Below are 25625 nucleotides of genomic sequence, written 5' to 3'. Positions count from 1 at the left end.
GAGTACGGGCTTACCGGGGCAGTGATCTCCGGCGACCGCTATTCCATAGACGAGGCCACCAAGGCCCTGCAGAACGCAGCGGGCAATTTCTACATCAACGATAAGCCGACCGGCGCCGTGGTGGGGCAACAGCCCTTCGGAGGGGCAAGGGGATCTGGGACCAACGACAAGGCAGGGTCCATGCAGAACCTCCTCAGATGGGTATCCCCTCGACTGATCAAGGAAACTTTTGTGACCCCGGAGGATTACAGGTATCCTTTTTTGGGATAACACCAAAAACGAGTAACTTCAAGGCCGTCATATTAGAATGACGGCCTTTTTGTTTAACCTAACCCTTCTTAGACATGCCCAGACCCTATATTTTGGCAGAGACCAACTGGAAACACTTGAAAGATGAATCTTTTGACCTTGCCATCCTACCATGGGGCGCCACTGAAGCCCATAATTACCACCTCCCCTACGCCACCGATGTAATCGAAGGAACATCGATTGCGGAAGAATCTGCCAGAATTGCTTGGGAGCAAGGAAGCAAAGTAATTGTATTGCCCACTATACCGTTTGGTGTAAACACAGGTCAATCGGACATTTATCTGGACATGAACCTAAACCCAAGTACACAATTTGCCATATTAAAGGATTTGATTACCGTGCTTAACCGACAAGGAGTAAAAAAGTTCATGATCTTGAACAGTCATGGAGGCAATAATTGGAAGGCCATCATCAGGGAACTCGGACTACTCTTTCCAGAAATGTTCCTTTGCGTTACCAATTGGTTCAAACTTGGCAGTGATTCGGGAGTATTTGAAAAACCGGGCGATCATGCCGATGAAATGGAAACCAGTCTTATCCTACATTTAACCCCCGAACTGGTGCTACCTAAGGAGGACTGGGGAGAAGGCAGGGAATTCAAAAACAAAATCAAAGCATTTTCTGAAGGCTGGGTATGGACAGAGCGACCTTGGTCTAAAGTGACCCAAGACACAGGGGTTGGTGACCCCAGTCTGGCCACGAAAGAAAAAGGCGAGACATTCTTCAATTTGGTGTGTGCCAAAATGGGCAAGCTACTTGTTGATCTCTCCAACGCTGATATCAACGACCTCTATCAGTAAAAATGTCCAAAAGCAATCCATTACGCGTATTCTTTTTGATACCACCAGAAGTCCAACTTTTGGATTTTGCAGGTCCCGCCCATCTTTTTTACGAAGCCAAAGAATACGGTGCCGAAATAGAAATACACTATATAAGTTTAAACGAGAACTCTTCACAGCAATCAAGTGCCAGAGTTGCCATTGGGGGGCTTTTACCATTTACCACTTTTGAATTGAATAGCAATGACTTACTGTTTGTACCAGGACTGGAGTCCAAACTCTTTTTGTCAGAACAGTTTATCAAACAACACCAAAGCTTTTTTGAATGGCTGAAAAAGCAGGGCAAAGCCAAGGCTAGAATTTGCTCAGTTTGTACCGGAGCCTACCTTACTGGAATTGCGGGACTTTTAAGCAATAAGGAGTGTACCACCCATTGGAAGTACCTCGATGATTTTAAACAAAGGTTTCCAGATACGCAGGTGCTGACCGACCGCTTAATCGTAAAGGATGACAACATCTATTCAAGTGCAGGTGTTTCATCTGGCATCGACCTTTCCCTTTTTATTCTAGAAGAGCTTTTTGGAGCAGTATTCGCTTCCAAAATTGCCAAAGAAGTGGTCATTTATGCAAGAAGGACATCAAAAGATCCACAATTAAGTATTTATCTCCGTTTCAGGAACCATTTGGAAAACCGAATACATAAGATACAGGACATCTTGAGCCAAAACCTTGACAAAAAGTTAAAAATCGAGGAACTGGCCGAAATGGTTCACATGAGCCGAAGAAATCTCACGAGGCTGTTTAAGACCGCCACAGGAATCACCATTGGAGAGTACTTGGAACAATTAAGAGTGGAACATGCCAAACAGTTGATTGAAAATGGTTCCAAGGTCAGTGCTGCTGCATTGGCCTGTGGACTCAAAAGCAGCAACCAACTTAGGACACTACTGAAAAAGCACACCATCACCCCATAGTGAGGCATCCATCTTGATGGCCCGATACTGAGCACAATTGTCCTTTCAAAAGATTAATTACCCATTTAATTTTGGACCATTCATCAAATCCAAAAAAGAATGAAAAAGTCATTAATCATATTGTGCAACCTAATATCAATGGGCACAATGTCTCAAAATTCAAGTGACCAAGCCACAGCTTATGTTTGTCCACCCTGCAACAGTGCTTGCGACGACATCACTTACAATGCTCCCGGCACATGCCAGCATTGCAATATGCCGTTTATCAAAAAAGAAATGTCCAAAACTATTGCATTTTACCTTCAAGATGGAGTGGAGGTGTTGGACTTTTCAGGACCAATGGAAGTATTCAGCTATGCTGGTTATCGCGTTTTTACCGTATCGGCCACCAAAGACCCCATTAAGTCACAGGGTATTTTAACCGTAGTTCCTGACTACAGTATTTATGATGCCCCAAAGGCGGATATATTGGCCTTCTTTGGAGGCAATTCCCAAGCTGCCTCCCAGAACAAGGAGGTTATCGCATGGGTAAAGGAACAAAAGGATATTGAATACCATTTCTCGGTGTGTACCGGTGCATTTGTGCTGGCCGAAGCAGGTATTCTTGATGGAAAAGTAGCCACAACTTTCCATAACGCCCTATCCGACCTGGAAACGAACTATCCCAAAGTGGATGTGCGTAAAAATGTTAGATATGTAGACAATGGAGAAGTAATCACTACCGCAGGGATTTCTGCCGGAATCGATGGCGCCCTTCACCTTGTGGCCAAATTACAGGGCATAAACGCAGCCAAGAGAACAGCTTTCTACATGGAATACGACAACTGGAATATGGGCAACGGGCTCCTATTATCGGAATCTAATCCTTATGCCGACCAAAAGCATGATGTCTTTTTTAAAGATTTTGAAGGCGTTTATCAATACAAAAATGATACAACCTTCAATCTAAAATATGATAAAAACCAAGAAAATTTATTGGTAGAAATCGACGATGTATTTTATCCCATTTACCATGAAATCGATGATGTTTTCTCTGACGTAAACAGTGAATATGTAGGGTTTCTAAGAAATCCTTCTGGGGAGATAATAGGTTACCAGCTGGAGAAAAATGGTGAAATATTCAAGAAACTTGATTAATCCAAAAAATTAAGAAGACACAAAACCAAAAATCTTATATCAGTCAATTAAAATTATATTTACCTATAAACAGATAATTTAAATGTAAATTTAACGTTAACTAATTGTAAATTAATCATAACCTATTTATCTTTGATTACATAAAATCAATTAGTTATGACTGTTAGAATATATGCATGGGGGAAATTGATGAGTAAAAAATATCAGCAACTTTGGCTATATGCCAAGGATTATGCCCGAAAATGTAGATTGGTATACAAAAGGATGTACAGTATTTAGTCTATCCTTTATATTTCTGTGGTAAGTAAACCACTTTTTTGGTCTCAAAGAAATCCTCCTCAAAATACTCGTTTAAATCGAAGGTCTGAACGGTTTCATAGCCCTTCAGTTCTTCACTAAGATCTCCGCCCTTTAGATAAAGAATGCCATTTTTTCTCTGATGTGCGGAGTCTTTTTTGATTTTACCTTTGGTCCAATGCACAAAAGTAGGCATGGCTGCAACCGCTCTGCTCACAATAAAGTCAAATCGTCCCGGAATTTCTTCTACTCTGGAATGGTGGGTTTCGACATTCTCCAAGCCCAATCCTTCCACCACCTCATTAACCACTTTTATTTTTTTCCCAATGGCATCCACAAGGGTAAATTTTACATTTGGAAACATAATGGCCAACGGAATTCCAGGAAAACCACCACCGGTTCCAACATCCAAAATTTCCGCCCCCTCATTGAACAGCTGGACCTGGGCTATTCCCAAGGAATGAAGTATGTGTCGCAGGTATAACTCGTCAATATCTTTTCTGGAAACCACATTTATCTTCTGATTCCAATCTTGGTAAAGTGTTTCCAGTTTTACAAACTGCTCTTTCTGTTCCTCGTTGAGCGTCGTAAAATATTTAAAGATAAGTTCCGCTTTCATGTTGCCAACCGTATTTTTGACAAAATTAATACTTTTATAGACCTTAACACCGTTCTAACAAAAGGTTGTAACTCTAAAAAAGCATTTTAGTTACCTTTGTAAAAATATTTTTTTATGGATAAGAATACCGTCCGGTTTTCAAGAAGAGATTCAGCACAGTTTTTTAGAACACTGAACAAGAGAGTAAACGAATACTTCAAAGAAAACGACCTTAAGAAAACCGGGAACTGGAAACTTCACTTGAAAACCATTGTGATGTTTGCCATTTTTTTGACCCCTTATTTTTTAATGCTGACCCTCCACCTCCCTTTTTGGGGCTATCTTCTGCTTTCCATCACCATGGGCGTAGGAATGGCCGGAGTGGGAATGAACGTGATGCACGATGGAAACCACGGCGCATATTCCAACAAAAAATGGGTAAACAAGTTGATGGGGAGCAGCATCTACATTTTGGCCGGTAATGTTTACAATTGGCAAGTACAGCACAATGTACTGCACCATACCTATACCAACATCCACGAACATGACGAGGATATGGAAGCCGGACGCGTTTTAAGATTCTCCAAACATGCCGAATGGAGAAAGCACCACAAATTTCAACACTATTACTCTATTTTTCTATACGGCCTATTGACATTTAACTGGGCCATCACAACAGATTTCCAACAAATGTACCGTTACATGAAGAGGAAATTGAGCTACGGTAAACTGCCCAACCCAGTAATCAACTGGAGTACATTGGTTATTACAAAAATTATTTATTTGACCATTTGGATCGTACTTCCATTAATTTTTGTTGATATAGCCTGGTGGCAAGTATTGCTTGGATTCTTTATTATGCACTACGTTGCCGGTGTGATTCTTAGTGTGGTATTCCAACTAGCTCATATTGTTGACCATGCTGATACACCTCTTCCAGATGAAGCAGGAAACATGAAAAATACATGGGCGATTCACCAATTGTTCACCACAGTGAATTTTGGTACCAAGAATAGAATCGTTAACTGGTTTACCGGCGGATTGAACCATCAAGTGGAACACCATATTTTCCCGAACATCAGTCACATCCATTACACAAATATTTCCAAAATTGTGAAACAGACTGCTCAGGAGTTCAATTTACCGTACCACGAATATAAAACTACCAGAAAAGCTATAATTTCGCACTTCAAACACTTAAAGGAGTTGGGCAAAAACCCGGCACTCCAGTATCAGTAAAAAACGAAGCATCAATGAGCAACCATTTATCTGACAGGATCAAGAACATGTCCACGTCAGCAACTTTGGCCATGGCAGCCAAAGCGCGGGAATTACGAAATGAAGGAAAGGATATCATCGGTCTGAGCTTGGGGGAACCCGACTTCAATATTCCAGATTTTATCAAGGATGCCGCGAAGCAGGCCATCGACGAAAATTATAGCAGCTATACCCCAGTTGATGGGTACGCTGAGCTTAAGACAGCTATTTCCAATAAATTCAAAAGAGACAACGGCCTCGATTACGTAGCAAACCAAATCGTGGTTTCTACAGGAGCAAAACAGTCGCTCTTTAATGTGGCAATGGTAGTACTTAATCCTGGTGACGAAGTAATTCTTCCGACACCATACTGGGTAAGTTATAGCGACATCGTAAAATTGGCCGAAGGAGTTCCTGTAGAGGTTCCCACTCAAATCGACACCGATTTTAAAATGACGCCTCAACAATTGGAAGCTGCCATTACCCCAAAGACAAGAATGCTTTGGTTCAGCTCTCCATGTAACCCAAGTGGCTCTGTATACAGCAAGGATGAATTGAAAGGATTGGCTGAGGTATTGAAAAAACATCCGGATATCTATGTGGTATCCGATGAAATCTATGAGCATATCAATTTTACCGAAGGTGGTCACACCAGCATTGCTGGCATTGATGGCATGTACGATAGAACGGTAACCGTAAACGGTGTATCCAAGGCATTTGCCATGACCGGATGGCGTATTGGTTACATCGGCGCACCGGAATGGATTGCCAAGGGCTGTACCAAATTGCAAGGTCAGGTAACGAGTGGAGCGAATGCTATTGCTCAACGGGCCGTTATTACAGCTTTGGATGCCCCTGTGAGCAAGATTCAATTTATGATCGACAAGTTCCACGAAAGAAGAGACCTTGTCCTAGGTCTATTGGGTGAGATAGAAGGATTTAACCTCAATGTTCCGGAAGGTGCATTTTACGTGTTCCCGGACATATCCGCTTACTTTGGAAAAACATTGAAAGGTGTGACGATCAACAATGCTTCTGATTTCTCACTGTATCTATTGGAACATGCAAATGTGGCCACGGTTACCGGTGAAGCATTCGGAAACCCTAACTGCATCCGTATATCTTATGCCGCATCGGAGAATGAGCTAAAGGAAGCTATTTCAAGGATAAAGTCAGTACTTTAACATAAAAAAGGAAATGCTGAAGTAAGTACATCGGCTATCCGTCATAATAAATCAAAACCTCTTGAAGTTTACTTTGAGAGGTTTTTTATTAGGTCTTTTTCCAGAAATATGGGGTAAGCACGATCAATACAGTGAACAGTTCCAAACGCCCCAACAACATCAGAAAGGCACACCACCATTTACCTGCATCCGGAAGACTATTATAATTGCTCACAGGGTTCAAACTACCCAAGGCAGGCCCAACGTTCCCTAAGGAGGAGGCGGAACCACCAACCGCGGAAACAAAATCCAAGCCCAAGAAACCAAGCACCAGAGAGCCGATAATAAACAGCAACATGTAGAGCACAAAGAATGCTACTACATTATATACAATATGCTCGGTAACCGTTTTTTGGTTGTAGCGAACCGGAATCACCGCATTGGGGTGCAGGGTACGTTTGAACTCCAGGATACCGTTCTTTATAATCAATAAATGGCGCATCACTTTAATTCCTCCCGCTGTGGAACCTGCAGACCCTCCGAGGAACATCAGGCCAAAAAAGAAAACGGTCAAGAAGTGGGTCCATGAAGTAAAGTCCGCAGAAACAAAACCTGTAGTCGTAATTACCGCGATCACCTGGAACAAGGTATGCCTAAAGGCGCTTTCCGCCTTTCCCCAAACCATCGGATGAAAATCGGATACCGGAACATCCGTCTTAAAATAAACGCCCAATGCGGCCAAAATGGTGAAAATCGCCACAAACCCAAAATAGTATTTGAACTCTTCATCTTGAAAAACACGCTTCACCCGTCCGGTCAGTGCAAAATAACTTAGTACAAAGTTACTGCCCGCCAAGAACATAAAAATGATGATGATGTATTGGATTATTGGAGAATCGTTCCAATAGGCCAAACTGGCATTTTTAGTGGAAAAACCTCCAGTGGACATCGTAGCCAAGGCATGGTTAATGGCATCAAAAAAAGACATTCCAGCAAATTTCAACAATATGGTCTCCAATACAGTATATCCAAAATAGATAAGCCAAAGCCTTTTAGCGGTATCCGTAATCCTAGGATGCAGCTTATCCCCACCGGGGCCAGGCGCCTCTGCACTGAACAACTGCATACCTCCAATACCAAGCAACGGCAAAATGGCTATGGCCAAAACTATAATACCCATTCCCCCGATCCAATGAGTAAGGCTCCGCCACAACAAAATACCTTCCGGAAGTGCTTCGATATCATCCAATATGGATGCTCCGGTTGTCGTGTAACCGGACATAGTTTCAAAAAAAGCATCGGTTATGGACGGTATGGAACCCGAAAAAAGATAAGGCAGCATTCCAGAAATGGACATTACAATCCATCCAAAGGTCACCACAATATATCCTTCCTTCTTTTTAACCTCCTTTTTATGTCCACGGGTATAGAACATGGCCATCATCCCGAAAAGCATTGTTACAATGGCGGACAACATGATATCCATGGTGGCGCCATCTTTATAAATACCACTGGCCAATGCCGCCAATAGCATAAAGGAACCATTGCAAAGCAACAAAAGTCCCATAATATGGATAATGATTCGTGTATTGAGCTTCATTAGAGGAACAGCTTTTCTATACGAGGAATGGCTTTGGGCAAACAACACACCACCACTTTATCACCTTCGGCAATCCTAAAGTCACCCAGTGCTATAATTCCTTCCCCATTACGGATAACACCACCTATGCTCGCCTCTCTTGGAAAGTTAAGCTCACGGATGATTTCCCCGTTCACCAGCGAGGACGCCTTCACCTCAAACTCCAAAATCTCGGCATTTAAATTGTTCAGGCGGGTGAGGGCCAGCACCTCTCCTTTTCTGATATACCGGAATATACTGTTTGCCGCAAGTAGTTTTTTATTGATGAGGGTATCCACCCCAATGGAATGTGACAACTGGAAATAGTCCATGTTCTCTACCAAGGCTATGGTTTTTTTGATTTTCTTGTTCTTGGCCACCAAGCACGACATAATATTGGTTTCGGAATTACCCGTTACCGCGATAAAGGCGTCCATGGACTCTAGGCTCTCCTCTTCCAACAATTCCACATTACGCCCATCGCCATTGATAACAAGCGCATGCGGCAATTCATCGGCAATATCAAAGGCCTTCTCCTTATTTTTCTCAATAAGTTTGACGTTGAATTTTTTATTACAAAGGTCGCGCGCCGTTTTGTAGCCTACCTTGCTTCCGCCCAGTATCATAACATTCTTGATATCCTGTTTTTGCATGCCGGAGAGCTTGTACAGCTCCTCGACCCCTTTATCCGATGTAATGAAATAGACTTGATCCCCCTCCTTAAAAACAGTATCACCCCTTGGAATCAGAGTGAATTGTGTTCCTTTTCGTTGTAGTGCAATGGGCATAAAGTTGAGTTCAGGAAAGATCCTTGCGGCTTCCTTTACCATCTTGCCCACAAAAGGTGCGGTCTTGGGAAGAATCACACCGAACATGGTCAGCAATCCTTCTTCAAATTGATACGTATCGTTAAATGCAGATTGATTCAGCATTAGCTGAATCTCTGTAGCGGCAAGACGCTCTGGTGAGATCAACTCATCGATTCCCAACTGCTCAAACCTAATAAGTTCCCTGTTGTCCATGAACTCCGTATTGGAAATCCGTGCCATGGTACGCTTGCACCCCAACTGTTTTGCCAGCACACAAAGGGTAAGATTGGTGGTCTCCGAAGCAGTGACCCCGATAACCAGATCCGAACCGTCAACATCGGCATCCTGTAGCACTTGTATGGATGTAGCATCTCCACGGAGTACCCTTATATCCAAATGGGTATCCGCATAGGACAGTCGTTCCTTATCCGTATCGATCAAAGTGATTTCCTGCGCTTCGTAGGACAATAGTTTTGCCAAATGAAATCCAACTTCACCAGCACCTGCAATAATTATTCTCATTGAATAGAATAGGATGTGTTCTTAAATAACTTCGGTTTGCACGCTGCAACCGACACTAAGAATGGTATGCTATACGTAAACTCCATACTTTTAACCAAATACGGAAAATAAATCCCTTTGGAGGGCAAAATTACACAAATATTTTTGTCCGCATCCCCTAACCTAAGTTGTATATTTGCCAGCAAATAAAAGCTATGTCGGAAAAGGTAAAACCTTACAAAGAATCTGAGCTCGGCAAAAAGGAGCAAGTAAAGCAAATGTTCGATAACATTTCTGGGAACTACGATGGGCTTAACCGCGTTATTTCCTTTGGAACAGATGTAAAATGGCGCAAGAAAATAGTGGCCTTTTTAAAAGAGAAGTCACCCGATTCCATCCTTGATATAGCTACCGGCACGGGAGACCTCGCCATAGCCATGGCCAATACGGGGGCGAAGAACATTATTGGACTCGACCTTTCTCCCGGAATGTTGGAAGTTGGAAAGAAAAAAGTAGCCAACAAAAACTTACAGAACACTATCGAAATGGTCGTTGGTGATAGCGAAAACCTGCCGTTTGAAGACAACTCCTTTGACGCCATCACCGTAGCGTTTGGGGTACGGAACTTCGAAAACTTGGAAAAGGGACTGGAAGAAATCCATAGGGTATTGAGGCCTGGAGGAAATTTTGTGGTCTTGGAGACCTCGGTCCCCACTAGAACACCTTTTAAACAGGGTTATAAAATCTACACAAAATACGTACTGCCCTCCATTGGCAATTTATTCTCAAAAGATAGGTCCGCTTACAAATATTTGAGTGAATCGGCTTCAGTTTTTCCTCATGGACAGGCTTTCAACAATATTTTGAAGAAAATCGGGTTTATAGGAATAGAGAACAAACCACAAACAATGGGTGTAGCATCCATTTATGTTGCTTCAAAATAGATTGATGAAAAATCTCCTGATCCTATTTGGACTTATCGTATTGTCGAACCAAATGGCCGTTGCCCAATTTGGAAGCGATCCCATCCTCAACCTTCAGAACGAGGACAAAAAACTTCTGAACTGGGGATACTATCTAGGTTTTAACCAATATGATTTTCAATTTGAGTACAAAGACGATATTGGGCAAGATATATTGGTGGATAAAAGTCTGGGATTCAATGTTGGATTGATTGGGGAGCTTCGAATCAATGAGTTTTTGGATGCCCGTTTTGAGCCAGGCCTGCTCTATTCAGCAAGAACATTGGGCTTTCCTGGGTTCACTACGGAGAACGACGCGCTTCGCGAGGTGCGCTCCACCTATATTCGATTTCCTTTATTGCTCAAGGCGAGTACCCGAAGAATCGGAAACTGGAGACCATTTATTGTTGGAGGGCTATACACTTCCATCAATTTAGGAAGCAACGAAGATAGTTTGGACGACAACAGCAGTGGCCAGTTTAGGATGAAACAAAATGTGTACGGGTACGAAGTTGGTTTTGGGATTGATTTCTACACGGAGTATTTTAAGTTTACCCCATCCATTCGAGGGGTTTTTGCCCTTACAGACGAGTTGGTCCCCGATGCCGACCCCAATAGTCCTTGGACTGGCAATATTGCCGCCATGCGCACGCGCGGAATCTTCATCAATTTTACTTTTGAATAACCTATCCTCTCCGGATTTCGTTAAGGAGAATTGCCGTGGCCATGGCCACATTTAAACTTTCCGCAGTAGTTCCACCAAATTGTGGAATGGAGATTTTTTTGGTGATGAATTTTCCAACCTCCGCAGAAACACCGTTGGCCTCGTTGCCCATAACAAGAATCCCTTTTTCAGCTAAATTGGAACCATAAACCGGCTCACCGTCCATATAAGCACCGTAAATAGGGACTTCGCTTTTGGCCAAGAAGGATTCAAGCTCTGTATATATGACCTTCACTCGGGCAATGGAACCCATGGTGGCCTGCAATACTTTTGGATTATAGCAATCCACCGTGTCGGTAGAGCACACCAATTGCCCTATCCCGAACCAATCACAAAGCCGGATAATGGTTCCCAAATTGCCCGGGTCCCTAACGGCATCCAACACCACGGTCCAATCTGAGTAATCCCCGGAACTTGGAGCCATCATATGAAAAACACCAAGTACGCCGCTGGGATGGGTCAGGCTGCTCATCTGTTTCAACGTTTTGGTGGAAACCAACTCAGCTTCGTCAAATTTATGGGCAACAAGACTATCATCCACAAAAATCTGGTAAGGTTTTAACCCCGCTTTCAACAACTCATCCACAAGCTTTTCGCCCTCAACAACAAATAGTCCATGTTGAGATCGGTACTTTTTTTGCTTTAGGCTAACAACTAGCTTAATTTGGTTTTTTGTAACCATCTAAATCGTGTATTTTTGGCTTCTATGAGTGGTTATTTTGGTGTAAGGGGCAACTGGGCAAAAATAGGATTATTGTTGCTTTTGCTCAGTATTTTTGGCTGCAATACCTTAAAAAAGGTCGGGGAGGATGAATTATTGCTCACCAAGAACATCATTTTGGTAGATGAAGAAAAAGTGACAAATGCCGAAATCAAAGGCCTGATCACCCAAAAACCGAACAGCAGCGTACTTGGCTATCCTTTAAAATTAAATCTGTACAATCTGGCCAAGGAAAATCCCGACTCATCTTTCCAAGACTGGTTAAACCGAAAAGAAAAAAGGGAAAAACGACTGAAAAACCTATTGTCCGAAAAACAGGTTTATAGATTACAGGAATCGTTTTTGGTGAAAGGATATAGCGAATTTCTCAAAAGAATCGGAGAACCTCCTGTGGTCATTGACACTTCAAAAACCAGCAAATCCGTAAGTAAGCTCGAATCTTATTACAACAGCAAAGGATATTTCAACAACACAGGCGAGTACGAAATCATTGAGGGTAAAAAAGTGAAAAAGGCCCAAATAGAGTACCGTGTTACTTTGAACAAACCTTACATTGTGGACACGATTCAGAAAAACATCACCTCCCCCGAACTGGATTCCATTTACAACCAAGCTGTTAAAGGTAGTTTTGTAAAACAGGGACAACAATTTGATCTGGACAATTTCACTTTAGAGCGTGAGCGCCTTACCGCCCTTTTCCGAAATTCTGGCGTGTACAATTTTCAAGAAAGCTCCATAAACTACAATATCTTTAGGGATACCACCCAAGCCTCGGACGACCAATTGATGGATGTGGAACTAAACATCCGCAAGTTTAGGAGCACTAATGATACCACGGACACCAACATGCCCTACAAAGTGGCACGGCACAGAAAAATCAATATCTATGCTGACTATGACCTGAACGGAAACTCAGACTCCTTAAAAACACTTGAATACGACAACCACAACATTATATATAGTGGAAAGCTCAGATATCGTCCCAAAGCGCTGACCGATGCGATTTTCTTTGAAAAAGACAGTATTTACCGTGATTTGGACAGGATACGGACCTACCGACAAATCACCAACCTGAATACTTTTAAATACCCCAACATCGAGTTTATCCCGGACTCCACCCAAACACAACTGGAAACAAACATTTATCTGGCGGCCAAGCCCAAATATTCATTAAATCTAAATTTTGATGTTACCCATTCCAATATTCAACAGGTGGGGACTGCTTTTAGTGCATCCGTTATCACAAGGAACGTTTTTGGAGGTGCGGAGACATTGAACATTTCTGCAAGGGGTTCCATCGGTTTATTGAGTGATGCCTCCCTATCGGATGGAAATTTTACATCGGAACTCGGTGGAGATGTCAACATCACCTTTCCCCGCATCTGGCTCCCCTTTAACACAGAAGGCATTATTCCTTATTATATGTTGCCCCAGACCCGATTGTCGGCAGGTACCAACTTCCAACGAAACATTGGGCTGGACAAACAATCCCTGAACTCCATACTTTCCTTTAATTGGACACCTTCTGAAAGGCTGAAAAACAACATTGAACTGCTGAATGTCGAATTTGTAAGAAACGTAAATCCTGACAATTTTTACAACGTATACAGAAATACATTTTCCAACTTGAACAGGGTTGCCGACCAATTTCAGGACGATCCGCAATATTCACAATACTTCAGACCTTTGGAAGATGTTGATGACGAACCGGTACTTAGCATCCCAACAGGGGCGAATGGTTTTGTTCGAAACATATTGAATGATTCGATTCCTGTAAGCGCGGAGGACAAAGAATTGGTCAACAGCATTGAAGAAAGACGCAGAAGATTAACGGAAAACAACCTTATTTTCGCGACCAATTTCACCCACACCAAAAACAGTAAATCAGGCATCAACGACCTCGATTTTTATCAATATCGAATAAAAGTTGAAAGTGCCGGTGCCATGCTTTCACTGCTCACCAACGTAATTCCTTTCAACAAAAATGACAACGGACAGAATCTTGTTTTCAGTGTTCCCTATTCCCAATATGTAAAAACCGAGTTCGATTATATACGGCACTGGGAAATAGGCGGCTCGCAGGTAATTGCCTTTAGGAGCTTCACCGGTTTGGCAATTCCTTATGGCAATTCAGACAATATTCCCTTTGTTCGGAGTTACTTTGCCGGGGGCTCCAACGACAACCGTGCTTGGAACGCTTACGAGCTTGGTCCAGGAAAAACAGACAACATCAATGATTTTAACGAAGCTAACCTAAAAATTGCACTGAACCTTGAATACAGGTTCCCGATAGCTGGCGATGTAAAAGGTGCCCTTTTCGCAGATGCCGGTAACATCTGGAACGTATTCGATAGCGAAACAAATCCAGACGCCATTTTCACTGGATTCTCTTCCCTTGGCGACCTCGCATTGGGTACCGGGGTAGGTCTTCGGTATGATTTCACCTACTTTGTATTTAGGTTGGACGTCGGTTTCAAAACCTACAATCCCGCCAAAGATGGGTCCGCTCGTTGGTTCGATGGGTACAACTTTAAACAAGCTGCCTTTAACATAGGTATCAATTATCCTTTCTAGAGCAAATAATTTATTACTTTTGTTTCCTATTTAATTCGAAACCAATATAACTATGTCCCACAATATCAAGCCCGGTGTCGCTACCGGTGATGAAGTACAGGCAATTTTCAACCATGCAAAAGAAAACGGATATGCGCTTCCGGCCGTAAACGTAATCGGTTCAGATAGCATCAATGCTGTGATGGAAACTGCCGCAACATTGAATTCCCCTGTAATCATTCAATTTTCTAATGGAGGAGCCCAGTTCAATGCAGGTAAAGGCCTATCCAACGAAGATCAAAAAGCAGCTATTTTGGGTGCCGTAGCAGGAGCTAAACACGTACACCAATTGGCCGAGGCCTATGGCGCCACTGTAATCCTTCATACAGACCATTGTGCAAAAAAATTATTGCCTTGGATCGATGGGCTTTTGGACGCCAGCGAAAAACATTATAAAGAAACTGGCAAATCATTGTTCAGTTCACATATGATCGACCTTTCAGAAGAGCCGATCGAGGAAAATATTGAAACCTGCAAGAATTATCTTGAGCGCATGAGCAAAATGGATATGACCTTGGAGATAGAGTTGGGAATTACCGGAGGTGAAGAAGACGGTGTGGACAACACAGATGTAGACGATTCAAAATTGTACACCCAACCGGAAGAAGTGGCATACGCTTACGAAGAACTTTCTAAAGTAAGCCCAAGGTTTACCATTGCCGCAGCATTTGGCAACGTACATGGCGTATACAAGCCAGGAAACGTAAAGTTGACTCCAAAAATCCTTAAGAATTCCCAAGAGTTCATTACCGAAAAATACGGAGTGGAGCACAACCATATCGATTTTGTATTCCACGGTGGTTCCGGGTCTACAGTTGAAGAAATCAGAGAAGCTATCGGTTACGGGGTAATCAAAATGAACATCGACACCGACTTGCAATACGCATTTTTGGAAGGGGTTCGCGATTATGTACAAGGAAAAGGAGGTTACCTTCAGGCCCAAATAGGCAATCCTGATGGCGAAGAACAACCTAACAAAAAGTATTACGATCCACGTGTATGGCTTAGAGAAGGACAAAAAACTTTTATTGCCCGTCTAAAAAAGGCATTCGAGGACCTGAACAACGTAAACACTTTGTAAGCCTTAGTCTAACTAAATATTGATTGCATGTCGTCTTGGTTTAAAAGAAAGGAAAAAGGAATACAGACCGCTACGGAGGAAAAAAAGGACACCCCCAAGGGGCTGTGGTACAAATCCCCTACCGGTAAGATTGTTGAGGCCGAAGATCTGGCCAAAAACTTTTACGTAAGTCCAGAAGATGATTATCACGTACGAATAGGAAGCAAAGAATATTTTGAGATTCTTTTTGATGATAACAAGTTTCGTGAACTTGACACAAAAATGACCGCCAAGGACCCTTTAAAGTTCGAGGATACCAAAAAATATTCCGATCGTTTAAAAGCAGCGCAACAGAAAACAGGATTGAAAGACGCTGTACGAACAGCTGTCGGGAAATCCGGGGGCAAGGATATTGTAGTAGCCTGTATGGATTTTGCGTTTATCGGAGGATCTATGGGAAGTGTGGTAGGAGAAAAAATTTCTCGTGCCATCGATGTCGCCAAAAGGAAAAAAATTCCATTTGTAATGATTTCCAAATCCGGAGGTGCCCGTATGATGGAAGCTGCGTTATCATTGATGCAGTTAGCCAAAACATCAGCTAAGTTGGCCCAATTGGCCGATGCAAAGATTCCATACATTTCTTTATGTACAGACCCTACAACAGGGGGAACTACCGCATCCTACGCCATGTTGGGAGATATCAATATTGCCGAGCCAGGCGCTCTTATCGGTTTTGCCGGGCCAAGGGTAGTTAAGGACACTACGGGAAAAGATCTTCCCGATGGCTTCCAAACATCCGAATTCTTGAAAGAGCATGGATTTTTGGACTTTATCACGCACCGTAGGGACTTGAAGAAAAAAATCAATCTGTACATTGATTTGATTACCAATCAACCTGTACGAAACTAAAAAAGGCCCCGAGTTAGGGGATTTTTTTGTTTTGTATGCGATTTTTACGGCATACCTGCCTTCAAAGTTTATTTTTAATAAGTCTTTTGAATTCAAATAAAAGCATATCTTTGCACGCTGATTGAAAGACAATCAATACATAAAAATCATTTAAATAATATTGGAATGTATTTAACAAAAGAAGTTAAAGCCGAGATTTTTAAGAAACACGGCGGCTCTGAGAGCAACACCGGTTCTACGGAAGGACAAATCGCTTTGTTCACTCACCGTATCAACCACTTGACACAACACCTTAAGAGAAACCACAAAGATTACAACACCGAGCGCTCCTTGGTTGCGTTGGTAGGTAAAAGACGTAGTCTTTTGGATTATCTAAAGAAAAAAGATATTGCAAAATACCGTACTTTGATTAAAGAACTAGGTATTAGAAAATAAAAACACAAGGGGAGGCTAAGGCTTCCCCTTTGTTTTAGTTGAATTTGTTTCAACCAAAAGTCCCGGGTAACCGGGCAAACACAAAAAGCTACAAAATAGTTTTTCATTGGTCAAGTGCCCCAGGCACACACAACAACAACACAACCCGACCGCCCGGATGGCGGTAGACCAAAGTTTAACAGCCTGACCTTTTGGGTTAGGTAAGATTAATTTTATGATTCCAAAGACATTCAAAGAGGTCATAGACCTTGGTGACGGTAGAGAGATTTCTATCGAAACCGGAAAATTGGCAAAACAGGCCCATGGTTCTGTAGTTGTCCAATCTGGCAAGTGTATGCTATTGTGTACAGTTGTCTCAAATTACAAAGCTGCGGATGTGGACTTTTTACCACTTACCGTGGATTATCGCGAAAAATTTGCTGCTGCCGGACGCTACCCCGGTGGTTTCTTCAAAAGGGAAGCAAGACCAAGTGATGGTGAAGTATTGACCATGCGTTTGGTGGATAGGGTACTACGTCCATTGTTCCCAAAGGATTATCACTCCGAAACACAGGTAATGATCCAGTTGATGTCCCATGACGAAGACGTTATGCCGGATGCAATGGCCGGATTGGCCGCTTCGGCTGCCATTCAACTTTCGGACTTCCCATTCGAATGTGCTATTTCTGAGGTTCGTGTTGGTAGAGTTAACGGTGAATTGGTCATCAACCCGACCAGAGCACAGCTTGAAGAGTCGGACATTGATATGATCATCGGTGCCTCTGCAGATTCTGTAATGATGGTAGAAGGTGAGATGGACGAAATTTCCGAAGAGGAAATGGTAGAAGCCATCAAATTTGCCCACGAAGCCATTAAAGTACAATGTGCTGCACAAGAAAAATTGGCCGAAGCTTTCGGTAAAAAAGAAGTACGTGAGTACGAACCAGAAAACGAGGATGCCGATCTTGAGAAGAAGGTATACGACCTTACCTATGATAAGGTATACGCCGTAGCAAAAGCCGGTTCTTCCAAACATGAGCGCAGTGCTGCTTTTGATGCTATAAAAGAAGAAGTGAAGGCGACGTTTACTGACGAAGAATTGGAAGAGTTTGGAGATTTGGTTTCCAAATACTTCTATAAGGCAGAAAAAGATGCCGTAAGAAACCTTACCCTAGAAGAAGGACTTCGTTTGGACGGTCGTAAGACTACGGATATCCGTCCTATCTGGTGTGAAGTGGATTATTTACCATCGGTACATGGTTCTGCCATCTTTACCCGTGGTGAAACACAAGCATTGGCAACCGTTACTTTGGGTACTTCCAGAGAAGCGAACCAAATAGACATGCCATCTTACGAAGGTGAAGAAACATTCTATTTGCACTACAACTTCCCTCCTTTCTCAACTGGTGAAGCACGACCCATTCGTGGTACTTCCCGTAGAGAGGTAGGTCACGGTAATCTGGCACAACGTGCACTTAAAGGAATGATTCCTGCTGATTGCCCATATACCGTACGTGTGGTATCCGAAGTATTGGAGTCCAATGGTTCTTCTTCCATGGCAACCGTATGTTCAGGTACCATGGCATTGATGGATGCCGGTGTCCAATTGAAAAAGCCTGTTTCTGGTATAGCAATGGGGTTGATCACCGATACCGAAACCGGTAAATATGCCGTACTATCCGATATCTTGGGTGATGAAGATCACTTGGGAGACATGGATTTTAAGGTAACCGGTACAGCAGATGGTATCACAGCTTGCCAAATGGATATTAAAGTAAAAGGTCTTTCTTATGAAATCTTGGTAAAAGCACTTATGCAGGCCAAAGACGGTAGATTGCACATTTTGGGCAAACTTACCGAGACCATTGAAGCTCCAAGACCGGAAGTGAAGTCTTATGCACCAAAAATTGTAACCAGAGTTATTCCTGGTGAGTATATCGGTGCCCTTATCGGAAAAGGAGGTGAAGTGATTCAAGAGCTTCAAAAAACAACCAAAACTACAATCGTTATCAACGAAGACCCAGAAACCGAGGAAGGTATTGTGGAAATTCTTGGTACCGATCAGGATGGAATCAACAAAGTATTGGCAAAAATCGATGCCTTGATGTTCAAGCCTGAAGTGGGAAGTGTTTACGAAGTGAAAGTGATCAAGATGCTTGACTTCGGCGCTGTGGTGGAATACACCGAAGCACCAGGGAACGAAGTATTGCTTCACGTATCCGAATTGGCATGGGAACGCACCGAAAATGTATCCGATGTGGTAAACATGGGCGATGTTTTTGATGTAAAATACTTTGGTATAGACCCAAGGACCAAAAAGGAAAAGGTATCAAGAAAAGCTTTGTTGCCAAAACCTGAAGGATATCAAGAACGTCAACCTCGCAACGATAGAGGTGGTGACCGAAGAGGTGGTGGTGACCGCCGTGGTGGTGACCGAAGAGGTGGTGACCGCGACAGAAAGCCAAGAAGGGATTAGTTTTTAAAGTAATCCTAATTAATAAAACAACCCCGGGGCAACACCTCGGGGTTTTGTTTTTTAAAAAAAATGTAACCAAAATGTAACTTTTCAGTTTTTTGAACGTATAACCTAATGAGCTCCGGTTCACAAATTTAATTTGAAGGGAATTTTTAGATGAGACAGTTAAAGATTACAAAACAGGTTACCAACAGGGAAACCGCGTCGTTAGACAAGTATTTGCAGGAGATTGGAAAGGTAGATTTGATTACCGCCGATGAAGAGGTAGAGTTGGCACAGCGAATAAAAGCGGGAGACCAAGTAGCCTTGGAAAAATTAACTAAAGCCAACCTTAGGTTCGTTGTATCTGTTGCAAAACAGTACCAGAACCAAGGGTTAACACTTCCTGATTTGATTAATGAAGGAAACTTGGGACTTATCAAAGCAGCACAGCGTTTTGATGAAACCCGTGGATTTAAATTTATTTCTTACGCCGTTTGGTGGATTCGTCAATCCATTCTACAAGCATTGGCCGAGCAATCCCGTATTGTACGTTTGCCTTTGAACAAGATTGGTTCCATCAACAAGATCAACAAAACATTTGCTTTCTTGGAGCAAGCCCACGAGCGCCCACCATCTGCAGAGGAAATTGCCAAAGAATTGGACATGACAGTGGAAGATGTGAAGCAATCCTTGAAAAACTCTGGTCGCCACGTATCCATGGACGCACCTTTGATCGATGGTGAGGATTCCAACCTATACGATGTATTGCGCAGCGGTGAGTCCCCTAACCCGGACAAGGAACTTTTGCACGATTCACTTCGTACAGAAATCGAGCGTGCATTGGAAACCCTTACCCCACGTGAGGCAGATGTAATCAGGCTTTACTTCGGTTTGGCCGGACAACATTCCATGACCTTGGAAGAAATCGGTGAAACTTTTGACCTTACTAGAGAAAGAGTTCGCCAGATCAAGGAAAAGGCAATCCGCAGATTAAAACACACCTCCAGAAGTAAGATTTTAAAGACATATTTGGGATAAAGTGTAAAAAACACCCACTAAATTACAGTTAAACTATCCTTAAATTTGATTTTTGGCAGGAAAGTTGTAATTTAGTAAGATATAACAGTTTATCATGACTGTTCGTTTTTTGATTGATGAATAAACTCCGGCTGATTACCGGAGTTTTTTTTTGTTTCTATACTTAGCAACACTTTTTTACGGCACAATGAACCCTGATTTAGGTCTTCAAATAATCCTTACCTTTCTTTAACCGAACCAGTTCACTATTTAAGAACACCAATCAACCCAACATGAAAAGAATATTCCTCTCCATTTTATTTATAGCCTCTGTAATCTCATTAGGTACAAGTCAGGAAAATACAGAAGATATCATTCAAGAAGCCGCAAGGACCAGACTGGATTCTACCTTACAAAGTTTTATGAAAAACGGTGAAGTGGCCGGGGCATCGGCATTGATTTTTGAAAAGGGCAAAGAGGTTTACTTCAATGCTTTTGGCCATGCAGATGTAGACAAAAAAATCCCTATGCAACGTAATACTCTGGTGCAGATTTATTCAATGACAAAACCTATTACGGGAACCGCTTTGATGACATTGTATGATGAAGGTAAGTTTCAATTGGACGACCCGTTGGAAAAATATGCTCCCGAATTTGCCAACATGAAAGTGTACCAAGGGGTGGACTCCGATGGTGAGATGATACTCGAACCCTTGAACCGACCGATTACCATCCGTGACATTACACGCCATACGGCGGGGTTTTCCACCCGGGACGATATTCCAGGACATAGTGAGGCCTTAAAAGAAGCGGACCCGTTCAACTGGGAGAATACCTTGCCCCAAATGGCAGAAAAATTGGGAAGCGTACCTCTATGGTTCCAGCCCGAAGCCAAATGGGAATATGGTCCTTCGGTCGATGTACAAGCATTTTTAGTGGAGCGGATTTCGGGTCAACCGTATCAGGAATATGTCCGTGAGCATGTTCTTGACCCCTTGAAAATGACAGATACCCGCTATGTAGTCCCAGAGGATGAGCGCTATAGAATGTCACCGGCTTATCGTAAAACTGAAATGGGTGAATTGAACCAATCCCCCAACGAAGAAGCGCATGCATTCAATTATAAAAAATGGCCACTGACCCCTGGTGGTTGGGGACTGACTTCCACACTTGACGATTATATGCGCTTTGCCAGAATGTTGGTCAACGAGGGAAACTTGGAGGGAGCGGAAATTCTTGAACCAGAAACCGTGAAGTTGATGTCCACCAACCATTTGGATGAAAACATTACGGAAAGGTCGTGGTTGCCCAGCAAGGGACAAGTAGGCTTCGGGATAGATTTTGCCGTTCGGCTTCGTGCCCCTGCATCCGTTGAAGAGAACAATGGGGTTGTCGGAGAATTCTTTTGGGACGGAGCGGCGAGCACCTTGTTTTGGATAGATCCCGTAAATGAATTAACGGCGGTGTTCTTCGTGCAGATTTTTCCATATAACGGCTCACTTCACAAGCGGTTCAGGGATGCAGTCTATGGCCCAATAGTACTGCCAAAAGGTTCTAAATAGGCATGAACCGATTAAGGTATTGCTTTAACATTTCACTATCTTTGTAGGGAACGAGCAGATTCTCACATGAGCAAAAAAATTATCGCCCCTTCGCTACTGGCATCCGACTTTGCCAATCTTCAACAAGAAATAGAAATGGTGAACCAAAGTGATGCCGATTGGTTCCATTTAGATGTAATGGACGGCGTTTTTGTGCCCAACATTTCATTTGGAATGCCCGTGATACAAGCTATTGCCCAACATGCCAAAAAACCGTTGGACACCCACCTCATGATCATTGACCCGGACAGGTACATTAAAATCTTTGGAGATTTGGGTGTAGATAACCTTACCGTCCATTACGAGGCGTGCCCACATTTGCACAGGACCTTACAGGCCATCAAGGCAGAGGGCATGAAAACTGGGGTAGCAATCAATCCACATACTTCGGTAAAACTATTGGAGGATACAATTCAGGATATTGATATTGTTATCGTGATGAGTGTCAACCCAGGGTTTGGAGGACAATCCTTTATCGAGAACACCTATCAAAAAGTAGCCGATTTAAAAGAATTGATCAATCGGAAAAATGCCAACACCTTGATTGAAATTGATGGAGGGGTCAATGCAGACAATGCAAAAAAACTCATTGATTGCGGAGCGGATGTTTTGGTTGCGGGCAGTTTTGTATTTAAAAGCACCAACCCGACCCAAACCATCAAAAAATTAAAAGAAGAAATAGCATAATGCAGCAATTTGATGTTGTCATCATCGGGGGTGGCCCCATCGGGATAGCCTGTGGCCTTGAAGCTAAAAAACAGGGGATTTCCTATATCATTATAGAAAAAGGACCTATTGTCAATTCCTTGTTCAACTACCCAATGAACATGCAATTTTTCTCCTCTTCCGAAAAGTTGGAGATAGACGAGATACCCTTCATAAGCAAGGAGGCCAAGCCCAAACGCGCCGAAGCCTTGGAATACTACCGCAGGATTGTGACCTCCAACCAGCTTAACATTCATCTTTTTGAAAAAGTACTTGATACCGAAAAACAAGGAGAAACCTTTTTGGTCAAAACAGATAAAGATGAGTACCAATCCAAGAACGTAGTGGTCGCCACAGGTTTCTACGACATACCCAACACCATGGAAGTTCCCGGTGAAGATTTGCCAAAAGTGTCGCATTACTACAACGACCCTCATTTTTATGCCAGTCAAAAATTGGTAGTGGTCGGGGCCAGTAACTCCGCCATCGATGCCGCTCTGGAATGCTGGCGAAAAGGAGCTGAGGTAACCTTGGTGATTCGTGGTCCGGAAGTAGGTCCACGGGTAAAATATTGGGTGCGCCCTGATATCATCAACCGTATCGAGGAAGGTAGCATTAAAGCCTACTACAACTCTACCGTTAAAGAAATCAGACCCCACGAAATTGTCATCAATTCCCCAGAAGGTGTAATTCTATTGGAAAACGATTTTGTTTTGGCACTTACCGGCTACAAACCAAATTTTGCATTTTTGGAGAAACTGGGCATCGAACTTTCCAACGACCCAAAAAGATTGCCTAAGTACGACCCAGCCACCATGGAGACCAATGTGGACGGCCTATTCTTGGCAGGTGTGATTTGCGGTGGTATGGAAACCCACAAATGGTTTATCGAAAATTCTCGGATTCATGCTCCAATTATCATGAATGCCATCAAGCATAAGATGCAATCCGTAGCAGAGGAATCTTGATTTGGGTCAACATTTGCAGCTTTTCAGAAAAGGCTTCCTTTTGGATATGATTATCTTTAAGGGAATCTGAAAAAGTCTTCAAATGAAAACTAGCACAACACAAAATGTATTCAGGGTTATACTTGGACTATTGATGATTATGGCCGGAATCGGTCACCTTACCTTTCAACGCGAGGAATTTCAGGCCCAAGTACCCCGATGGTTACCTACTAGCGACGCTTTTATGGATTTTGTGGTGGTAGCTTCTGGTGTAGTTGAGATTCTTTTAGGCCTTGCCATGGTCCTTTTAGTGAAATACAAGGTAAAAGTGGGTATTGTGCTTGCCATTTTCTATGTTTTGATATTCCCCGGAAACATTTCACAATACACCAATGGTATAGACGCTTTTGGACTAGACACCGACCTCAAGAGGTTAATTCGTTTATTTTTTCAACCCGTATTGATACTTTGGGCCCTTTGGTCCACAGGAGCATTGAAACATTTGATGAACAAACAAAAATGATACCTATGGAATTCTACAAGTTTGAAGCAGAACGATTGGATGGCACCAAAGAGTCCATGGAAAAATATAAGGGCAAGACTGTTATAGTGGTGAACACTGCCAGCAAATGCGGTCTTACACCCCAATATGAAGGTCTGGAAGAACTCTATCAGAAATATAAGGGTCAAGGATTGGTGATATTAGGATTTCCTTGTAATCAATTTGGAAACCAAGAACCGGGGACCAGCGAGGATATCCAAGAATTTTGCCAAATGAACTATGGTGTCTCATTTCCCATGTTCGCAAAAATCGATGTCAACGGAAGTGATGCCCATCCCATTTTTAAATATCTTAAATCAGAATTAAGTGGGTTATTGGGTGGAAAAATCAAATGGAACTTTACCAAGTTTGTCATCGATAAAACAGGAAAGCCCGCAAAACGATTTGCCCCCACAACGGAGCCCAGTGCCATGGAGAACTATATCAAGGATATCCTTTAAGTTTTCTAAAACTTTAATTGTGTTTGCAAAGCGCCGGTTTGCTTCAGCATTGCCCTACCCTCTTTAAAGCTTAAATACGTATGGCCTGCCCTTTTATTGGCAATACTAATTTCGCACAACATACTCCAATGGCGGGCCACTTCGCGCCAGGCCCAGAACAAGGAATGTTTGGGGTCATAGATATGGGTGGCTTCCCCTCCTGCACCGTTTATTTCAATAATGCTGTAGTTTTTCCCTTCACAAAGTTCATCAAAACAGTTATAGAGCACATCCAATCGGCCATAGTAAAAGCCATCCATTTGGGAACAGATAAAATCTATCGTCCTTTCCAGTTTCAAATTGATTTTATGGCTGACATCCACAAACTTGGCCCCCCGCGTATGGCTTCCGTAGGGTACAAGCACAAATTCTTCATCTGTTTTCAATACATTTTGAAGTGTATCACCATACTTCTGTTGCAACACGCTTAACTGAAAGTGACTTCGGGGATTTTTTTTGATGAGTTCCAACATGGTGCTTTCACCATCACCTTTGATGGATAAAAACTCCTTAGAAACAATCCCCGTAATCTTTCCATGAACTTCATTGGGTTTACGAACATAGAATATGCCCACCTCCTTTTGATAAGGAATACGTTCTTGTACCAGAAAATGGGAAGGTGTCCAAGCTACATATATTTGAAATTCATTCTTGTTATGGATTTTCTCCACGCCAAAGGACTTCATACCAATATCGGGCTTGGCGATAAAGGGAAAACCGATGCCATGGTCCAGTACTCGCTCCAATGCCTTCTCTGGCGCAACATCCTTATCAAAAAATAGCGTTTGTGGAATAAATTCCGTAGGAATCATGTTGTAAATCTCCATTTTGGATATCATGGCCATACCCCCATTTTTCATTCCCGGATTGGCAGCATTAAAAAAGAATAACGAACGGGCCTTAATCGAGTAATACAACCAAACAGGGGCCATGGGATAATAAATCAGCCAAAATGGCCAATATTCCCAATGGGTGATTCTATGCCATATCAGTTTCAACGAATCCATTTGA

General features: G+C 42.7%; 25 protein-coding genes. 20 read left to right on the top strand and 5 right to left on the bottom strand.

The genetic code is table 11. The features are described 5' to 3' along the window. The 5 genes from GUA46_RS15805 to GUA46_RS16920 form a co-directional block, all read left to right on the top strand. The coding region (locus GUA46_RS15805; protein ID WP_176621294.1) for an aldehyde dehydrogenase family protein at positions 1 to 270 on the top strand (270 nt) is incomplete at its 5' end. Positions 271 to 344: 74 nt separating this feature from the next. Then, the gene (locus tag GUA46_RS15800) at positions 345 to 1109 is read left to right on the top strand and encodes a creatininase family protein (RefSeq protein WP_176621293.1); all 765 of its coding nucleotides are present in this window, start codon (positions 345 to 347) and stop codon (positions 1107 to 1109) included. 2 nt (positions 1110 to 1111) lie between these two features. Beyond that, positions 1112 to 2062, top strand: coding sequence for a GlxA family transcriptional regulator (locus GUA46_RS15795; protein ID WP_176621292.1), 951 nt, complete (start codon positions 1112 to 1114; stop codon positions 2060 to 2062). Positions 2063 to 2161: 99 nt separating this feature from the next. Further along, positions 2162 to 3199, top strand: coding sequence for a DJ-1/PfpI family protein (locus GUA46_RS15790; RefSeq protein WP_176621291.1), 1038 nt, complete (start codon positions 2162 to 2164; stop codon positions 3197 to 3199). A gap of 156 nt (positions 3200 to 3355) precedes the next feature. Further along, positions 3356 to 3478: a hypothetical protein gene (locus GUA46_RS16920; RefSeq protein WP_262889442.1), complete on the top strand. Its 123-nt coding sequence runs from the start codon at positions 3356 to 3358 to the stop codon at positions 3476 to 3478. A gap of 1 nt (position 3479) precedes the next feature. Here GUA46_RS16920 and rsmG read toward each other — a convergent pair whose 3' ends face one another. Continuing rightward, positions 3480 to 4115, bottom strand: coding sequence for a 16S rRNA (guanine(527)-N(7))-methyltransferase RsmG (gene rsmG, locus GUA46_RS15785; RefSeq protein WP_108244737.1), 636 nt, complete (start codon positions 4113 to 4115; stop codon positions 3480 to 3482). 114 nt (positions 4116 to 4229) lie between these two features. Here rsmG and GUA46_RS15780 point away from each other — a divergent pair, with 114 nt between their 5' ends. Then, positions 4230 to 5333 (top strand): fatty acid desaturase family protein, encoded by a 1104-nt coding sequence (locus GUA46_RS15780; protein WP_176621290.1) that lies wholly within the window; start codon positions 4230 to 4232, stop codon positions 5331 to 5333. Positions 5334 to 5347: 14 nt separating this feature from the next. After that, a complete protein-coding gene (locus tag GUA46_RS15775) occupies positions 5348 to 6535 on the top strand; it encodes a pyridoxal phosphate-dependent aminotransferase (protein WP_176621289.1) in 1188 nt (395 codons plus the stop codon). An 88-nt stretch (positions 6536 to 6623) separates the two neighbouring features. Here the strand turns inward: GUA46_RS15775 and GUA46_RS15770 are convergent, their stop codons facing one another. Together GUA46_RS15770 and trkA are read right to left on the bottom strand one after the other, a co-directional pair. Continuing rightward, positions 6624 to 8114, bottom strand: coding sequence for a TrkH family potassium uptake protein (locus GUA46_RS15770; protein WP_176621288.1), 1491 nt, complete (start codon positions 8112 to 8114; stop codon positions 6624 to 6626). Then, positions 8114 to 9463 carry a Trk system potassium transporter TrkA gene (trkA, locus tag GUA46_RS15765; protein WP_108244741.1) on the bottom strand — a complete coding sequence of 450 codons (1350 nt, stop codon included), beginning with the start codon at positions 9461 to 9463 and terminating at the stop codon, positions 8114 to 8116. Before trkA ends, GUA46_RS15770 begins: the two co-directional genes overlap by 1 nt. A 194-nt stretch (positions 9464 to 9657) precedes the next feature. Here trkA and ubiE point away from each other — a divergent pair, with 194 nt between their 5' ends. Both ubiE and porT read left to right on the top strand, forming a co-directional pair. After that, positions 9658 to 10386 (top strand): bifunctional demethylmenaquinone methyltransferase/2-methoxy-6-polyprenyl-1,4-benzoquinol methylase UbiE, encoded by a 729-nt coding sequence (ubiE, locus tag GUA46_RS15760; RefSeq protein ID WP_176621287.1) that lies wholly within the window; start codon positions 9658 to 9660, stop codon positions 10384 to 10386. Between the two features lie 4 nt (positions 10387 to 10390). After that, positions 10391 to 11089 (top strand): type IX secretion/gliding motility protein PorT/SprT, encoded by a 699-nt coding sequence (gene porT, locus GUA46_RS15755; RefSeq protein WP_176621286.1) that lies wholly within the window; start codon positions 10391 to 10393, stop codon positions 11087 to 11089. Position 11090: 1 nt separating this feature from the next. Here porT and GUA46_RS15750 read toward each other — a convergent pair whose 3' ends face one another. Then, positions 11091 to 11810: a TrmH family RNA methyltransferase gene (locus GUA46_RS15750; RefSeq protein WP_176621285.1), complete on the bottom strand. Its 720-nt coding sequence runs from the start codon at positions 11808 to 11810 to the stop codon at positions 11091 to 11093. A gap of 24 nt (positions 11811 to 11834) precedes the next feature. Between GUA46_RS15750 and tamL the strand changes: the two genes are divergently transcribed. From tamL to GUA46_RS15695, 11 genes are all read left to right on the top strand, one after another. Continuing rightward, positions 11835 to 14423: a translocation and assembly module lipoprotein TamL gene (gene tamL / locus GUA46_RS15745; RefSeq protein ID WP_176621284.1), complete on the top strand. Its 2589-nt coding sequence runs from the start codon at positions 11835 to 11837 to the stop codon at positions 14421 to 14423. 52 nt (positions 14424 to 14475) lie between these two features. Next, on the top strand, positions 14476 to 15543 hold the full coding sequence (gene fbaA / locus GUA46_RS15740) for a class II fructose-bisphosphate aldolase (RefSeq protein ID WP_176621283.1): 1068 nt from the start codon (positions 14476 to 14478) through the stop codon (positions 15541 to 15543). Between the two features lie 27 nt (positions 15544 to 15570). Next, the gene (accD, locus tag GUA46_RS15735; protein WP_176621282.1) at positions 15571 to 16431 is read left to right on the top strand and encodes an acetyl-CoA carboxylase, carboxyltransferase subunit beta; all 861 of its coding nucleotides are present in this window, start codon (positions 15571 to 15573) and stop codon (positions 16429 to 16431) included. A gap of 165 nt (positions 16432 to 16596) precedes the next feature. Further along, positions 16597 to 16866, top strand: a complete 270-nt coding sequence (gene rpsO / locus GUA46_RS15730) for a 30S ribosomal protein S15 (protein WP_108244748.1) — start codon at positions 16597 to 16599, stop codon at positions 16864 to 16866. 214 nt (positions 16867 to 17080) lie between these two features. Beyond that, positions 17081 to 19321 (top strand): polyribonucleotide nucleotidyltransferase, encoded by a 2241-nt coding sequence (locus GUA46_RS15725; protein WP_176621281.1) that lies wholly within the window; start codon positions 17081 to 17083, stop codon positions 19319 to 19321. Positions 19322 to 19477: 156 nt separating this feature from the next. Then, the gene (locus GUA46_RS15720) at positions 19478 to 20341 is read left to right on the top strand and encodes a sigma-70 family RNA polymerase sigma factor (RefSeq protein ID WP_100817395.1); all 864 of its coding nucleotides are present in this window, start codon (positions 19478 to 19480) and stop codon (positions 20339 to 20341) included. Between the two features lie 272 nt (positions 20342 to 20613). Then, positions 20614 to 21882 carry a serine hydrolase domain-containing protein gene (locus GUA46_RS15715; protein ID WP_176621280.1) on the top strand — a complete coding sequence of 423 codons (1269 nt, stop codon included), beginning with the start codon at positions 20614 to 20616 and terminating at the stop codon, positions 21880 to 21882. Between the two features lie 66 nt (positions 21883 to 21948). Continuing rightward, complete coding sequence (gene rpe, locus GUA46_RS15710; protein WP_176621279.1) at positions 21949 to 22608, top strand: ribulose-phosphate 3-epimerase; 660 nt, start codon at positions 21949 to 21951, stop codon at positions 22606 to 22608. Next, positions 22608 to 23594 carry a YpdA family putative bacillithiol disulfide reductase gene (locus GUA46_RS15705; protein ID WP_176621278.1) on the top strand — a complete coding sequence of 329 codons (987 nt, stop codon included), beginning with the start codon at positions 22608 to 22610 and terminating at the stop codon, positions 23592 to 23594. Before rpe ends, GUA46_RS15705 begins: the two co-directional genes overlap by 1 nt. 82 nt (positions 23595 to 23676) lie before the next feature. After that, positions 23677 to 24096 carry a DoxX family protein gene (locus tag GUA46_RS15700; protein WP_176621277.1) on the top strand — a complete coding sequence of 140 codons (420 nt, stop codon included), beginning with the start codon at positions 23677 to 23679 and terminating at the stop codon, positions 24094 to 24096. A 5-nt stretch (positions 24097 to 24101) separates the two neighbouring features. Beyond that, positions 24102 to 24575, top strand: a complete 474-nt coding sequence (locus GUA46_RS15695) for a glutathione peroxidase (RefSeq protein WP_176621276.1) — start codon at positions 24102 to 24104, stop codon at positions 24573 to 24575. Positions 24576 to 24580: 5 nt separating this feature from the next. On the opposite strand, the gene GUA46_RS15690 is transcribed toward GUA46_RS15695, so the two are convergent. Beyond that, on the bottom strand, positions 24581 to 25621 hold the full coding sequence (locus tag GUA46_RS15690) for an ATP-grasp domain-containing protein (RefSeq protein ID WP_176621275.1): 1041 nt from the start codon (positions 25619 to 25621) through the stop codon (positions 24581 to 24583). Positions 25622 to 25625 lie beyond the last annotated feature (4 nt).

This window comes from Flagellimonas chongwuensis (assembly GCF_013376415.1).
In the GTDB taxonomy this organism is placed as follows: domain Bacteria; phylum Bacteroidota; class Bacteroidia; order Flavobacteriales; family Flavobacteriaceae; genus Flagellimonas; species Flagellimonas chongwuensis.
Note: the sequence above shows the minus strand (reverse complement) of the source record. Positions and strands in the feature narration are given on the sequence as shown.

Excerpts from the sequence above, each read along its gene's own strand:
- GUA46_RS15800 (WP_176621293.1), top strand. The coding sequence starts at position 345 with ATGCCCAGACCCTATATTTTGGCAGAGACCAACTGGAAACACTTGAAA.
- GUA46_RS15795 (WP_176621292.1), top strand. The coding sequence starts at position 1,112 with ATGTCCAAAAGCAATCCATTACGCGTATTCTTTTTGATACCACCAGAA.
- GUA46_RS15790 (WP_176621291.1), top strand. The coding sequence starts at position 2,162 with ATGAAAAAGTCATTAATCATATTGTGCAACCTAATATCAATGGGCACA.
- GUA46_RS16920 (WP_262889442.1), top strand. The coding sequence starts at position 3,356 with ATGACTGTTAGAATATATGCATGGGGGAAATTGATGAGTAAAAAATAT.
- rsmG (WP_108244737.1), bottom strand. The coding sequence starts at position 4,115 with ATGAAAGCGGAACTTATCTTTAAATATTTTACGACGCTCAACGAGGAA.
- GUA46_RS15780 (WP_176621290.1), top strand. The coding sequence starts at position 4,230 with ATGGATAAGAATACCGTCCGGTTTTCAAGAAGAGATTCAGCACAGTTT.
- GUA46_RS15775 (WP_176621289.1), top strand. The coding sequence starts at position 5,348 with ATGAGCAACCATTTATCTGACAGGATCAAGAACATGTCCACGTCAGCA.
- GUA46_RS15770 (WP_176621288.1), bottom strand. The coding sequence starts at position 8,114 with ATGAAGCTCAATACACGAATCATTATCCATATTATGGGACTTTTGTTG.
- trkA (WP_108244741.1), bottom strand. The coding sequence starts at position 9,463 with ATGAGAATAATTATTGCAGGTGCTGGTGAAGTTGGATTTCATTTGGCA.
- ubiE (WP_176621287.1), top strand. The coding sequence starts at position 9,658 with ATGTCGGAAAAGGTAAAACCTTACAAAGAATCTGAGCTCGGCAAAAAG.
- porT (WP_176621286.1), top strand. The coding sequence starts at position 10,391 with ATGAAAAATCTCCTGATCCTATTTGGACTTATCGTATTGTCGAACCAA.
- GUA46_RS15750 (WP_176621285.1), bottom strand. The coding sequence starts at position 11,810 with ATGGTTACAAAAAACCAAATTAAGCTAGTTGTTAGCCTAAAGCAAAAA.
- tamL (WP_176621284.1), top strand. The coding sequence starts at position 11,835 with ATGAGTGGTTATTTTGGTGTAAGGGGCAACTGGGCAAAAATAGGATTA.
- fbaA (WP_176621283.1), top strand. The coding sequence starts at position 14,476 with ATGTCCCACAATATCAAGCCCGGTGTCGCTACCGGTGATGAAGTACAG.
- accD (WP_176621282.1), top strand. The coding sequence starts at position 15,571 with ATGTCGTCTTGGTTTAAAAGAAAGGAAAAAGGAATACAGACCGCTACG.
- rpsO (WP_108244748.1), top strand. The coding sequence starts at position 16,597 with ATGTATTTAACAAAAGAAGTTAAAGCCGAGATTTTTAAGAAACACGGC.
- GUA46_RS15725 (WP_176621281.1), top strand. The coding sequence starts at position 17,081 with ATGATTCCAAAGACATTCAAAGAGGTCATAGACCTTGGTGACGGTAGA.
- GUA46_RS15720 (WP_100817395.1), top strand. The coding sequence starts at position 19,478 with ATGAGACAGTTAAAGATTACAAAACAGGTTACCAACAGGGAAACCGCG.
- GUA46_RS15715 (WP_176621280.1), top strand. The coding sequence starts at position 20,614 with ATGAAAAGAATATTCCTCTCCATTTTATTTATAGCCTCTGTAATCTCA.
- rpe (WP_176621279.1), top strand. The coding sequence starts at position 21,949 with ATGAGCAAAAAAATTATCGCCCCTTCGCTACTGGCATCCGACTTTGCC.
- GUA46_RS15705 (WP_176621278.1), top strand. The coding sequence starts at position 22,608 with ATGCAGCAATTTGATGTTGTCATCATCGGGGGTGGCCCCATCGGGATA.
- GUA46_RS15700 (WP_176621277.1), top strand. The coding sequence starts at position 23,677 with ATGAAAACTAGCACAACACAAAATGTATTCAGGGTTATACTTGGACTA.
- GUA46_RS15695 (WP_176621276.1), top strand. The coding sequence starts at position 24,102 with ATGGAATTCTACAAGTTTGAAGCAGAACGATTGGATGGCACCAAAGAG.
- GUA46_RS15690 (WP_176621275.1), bottom strand. The coding sequence starts at position 25,621 with ATGGATTCGTTGAAACTGATATGGCATAGAATCACCCATTGGGAATAT.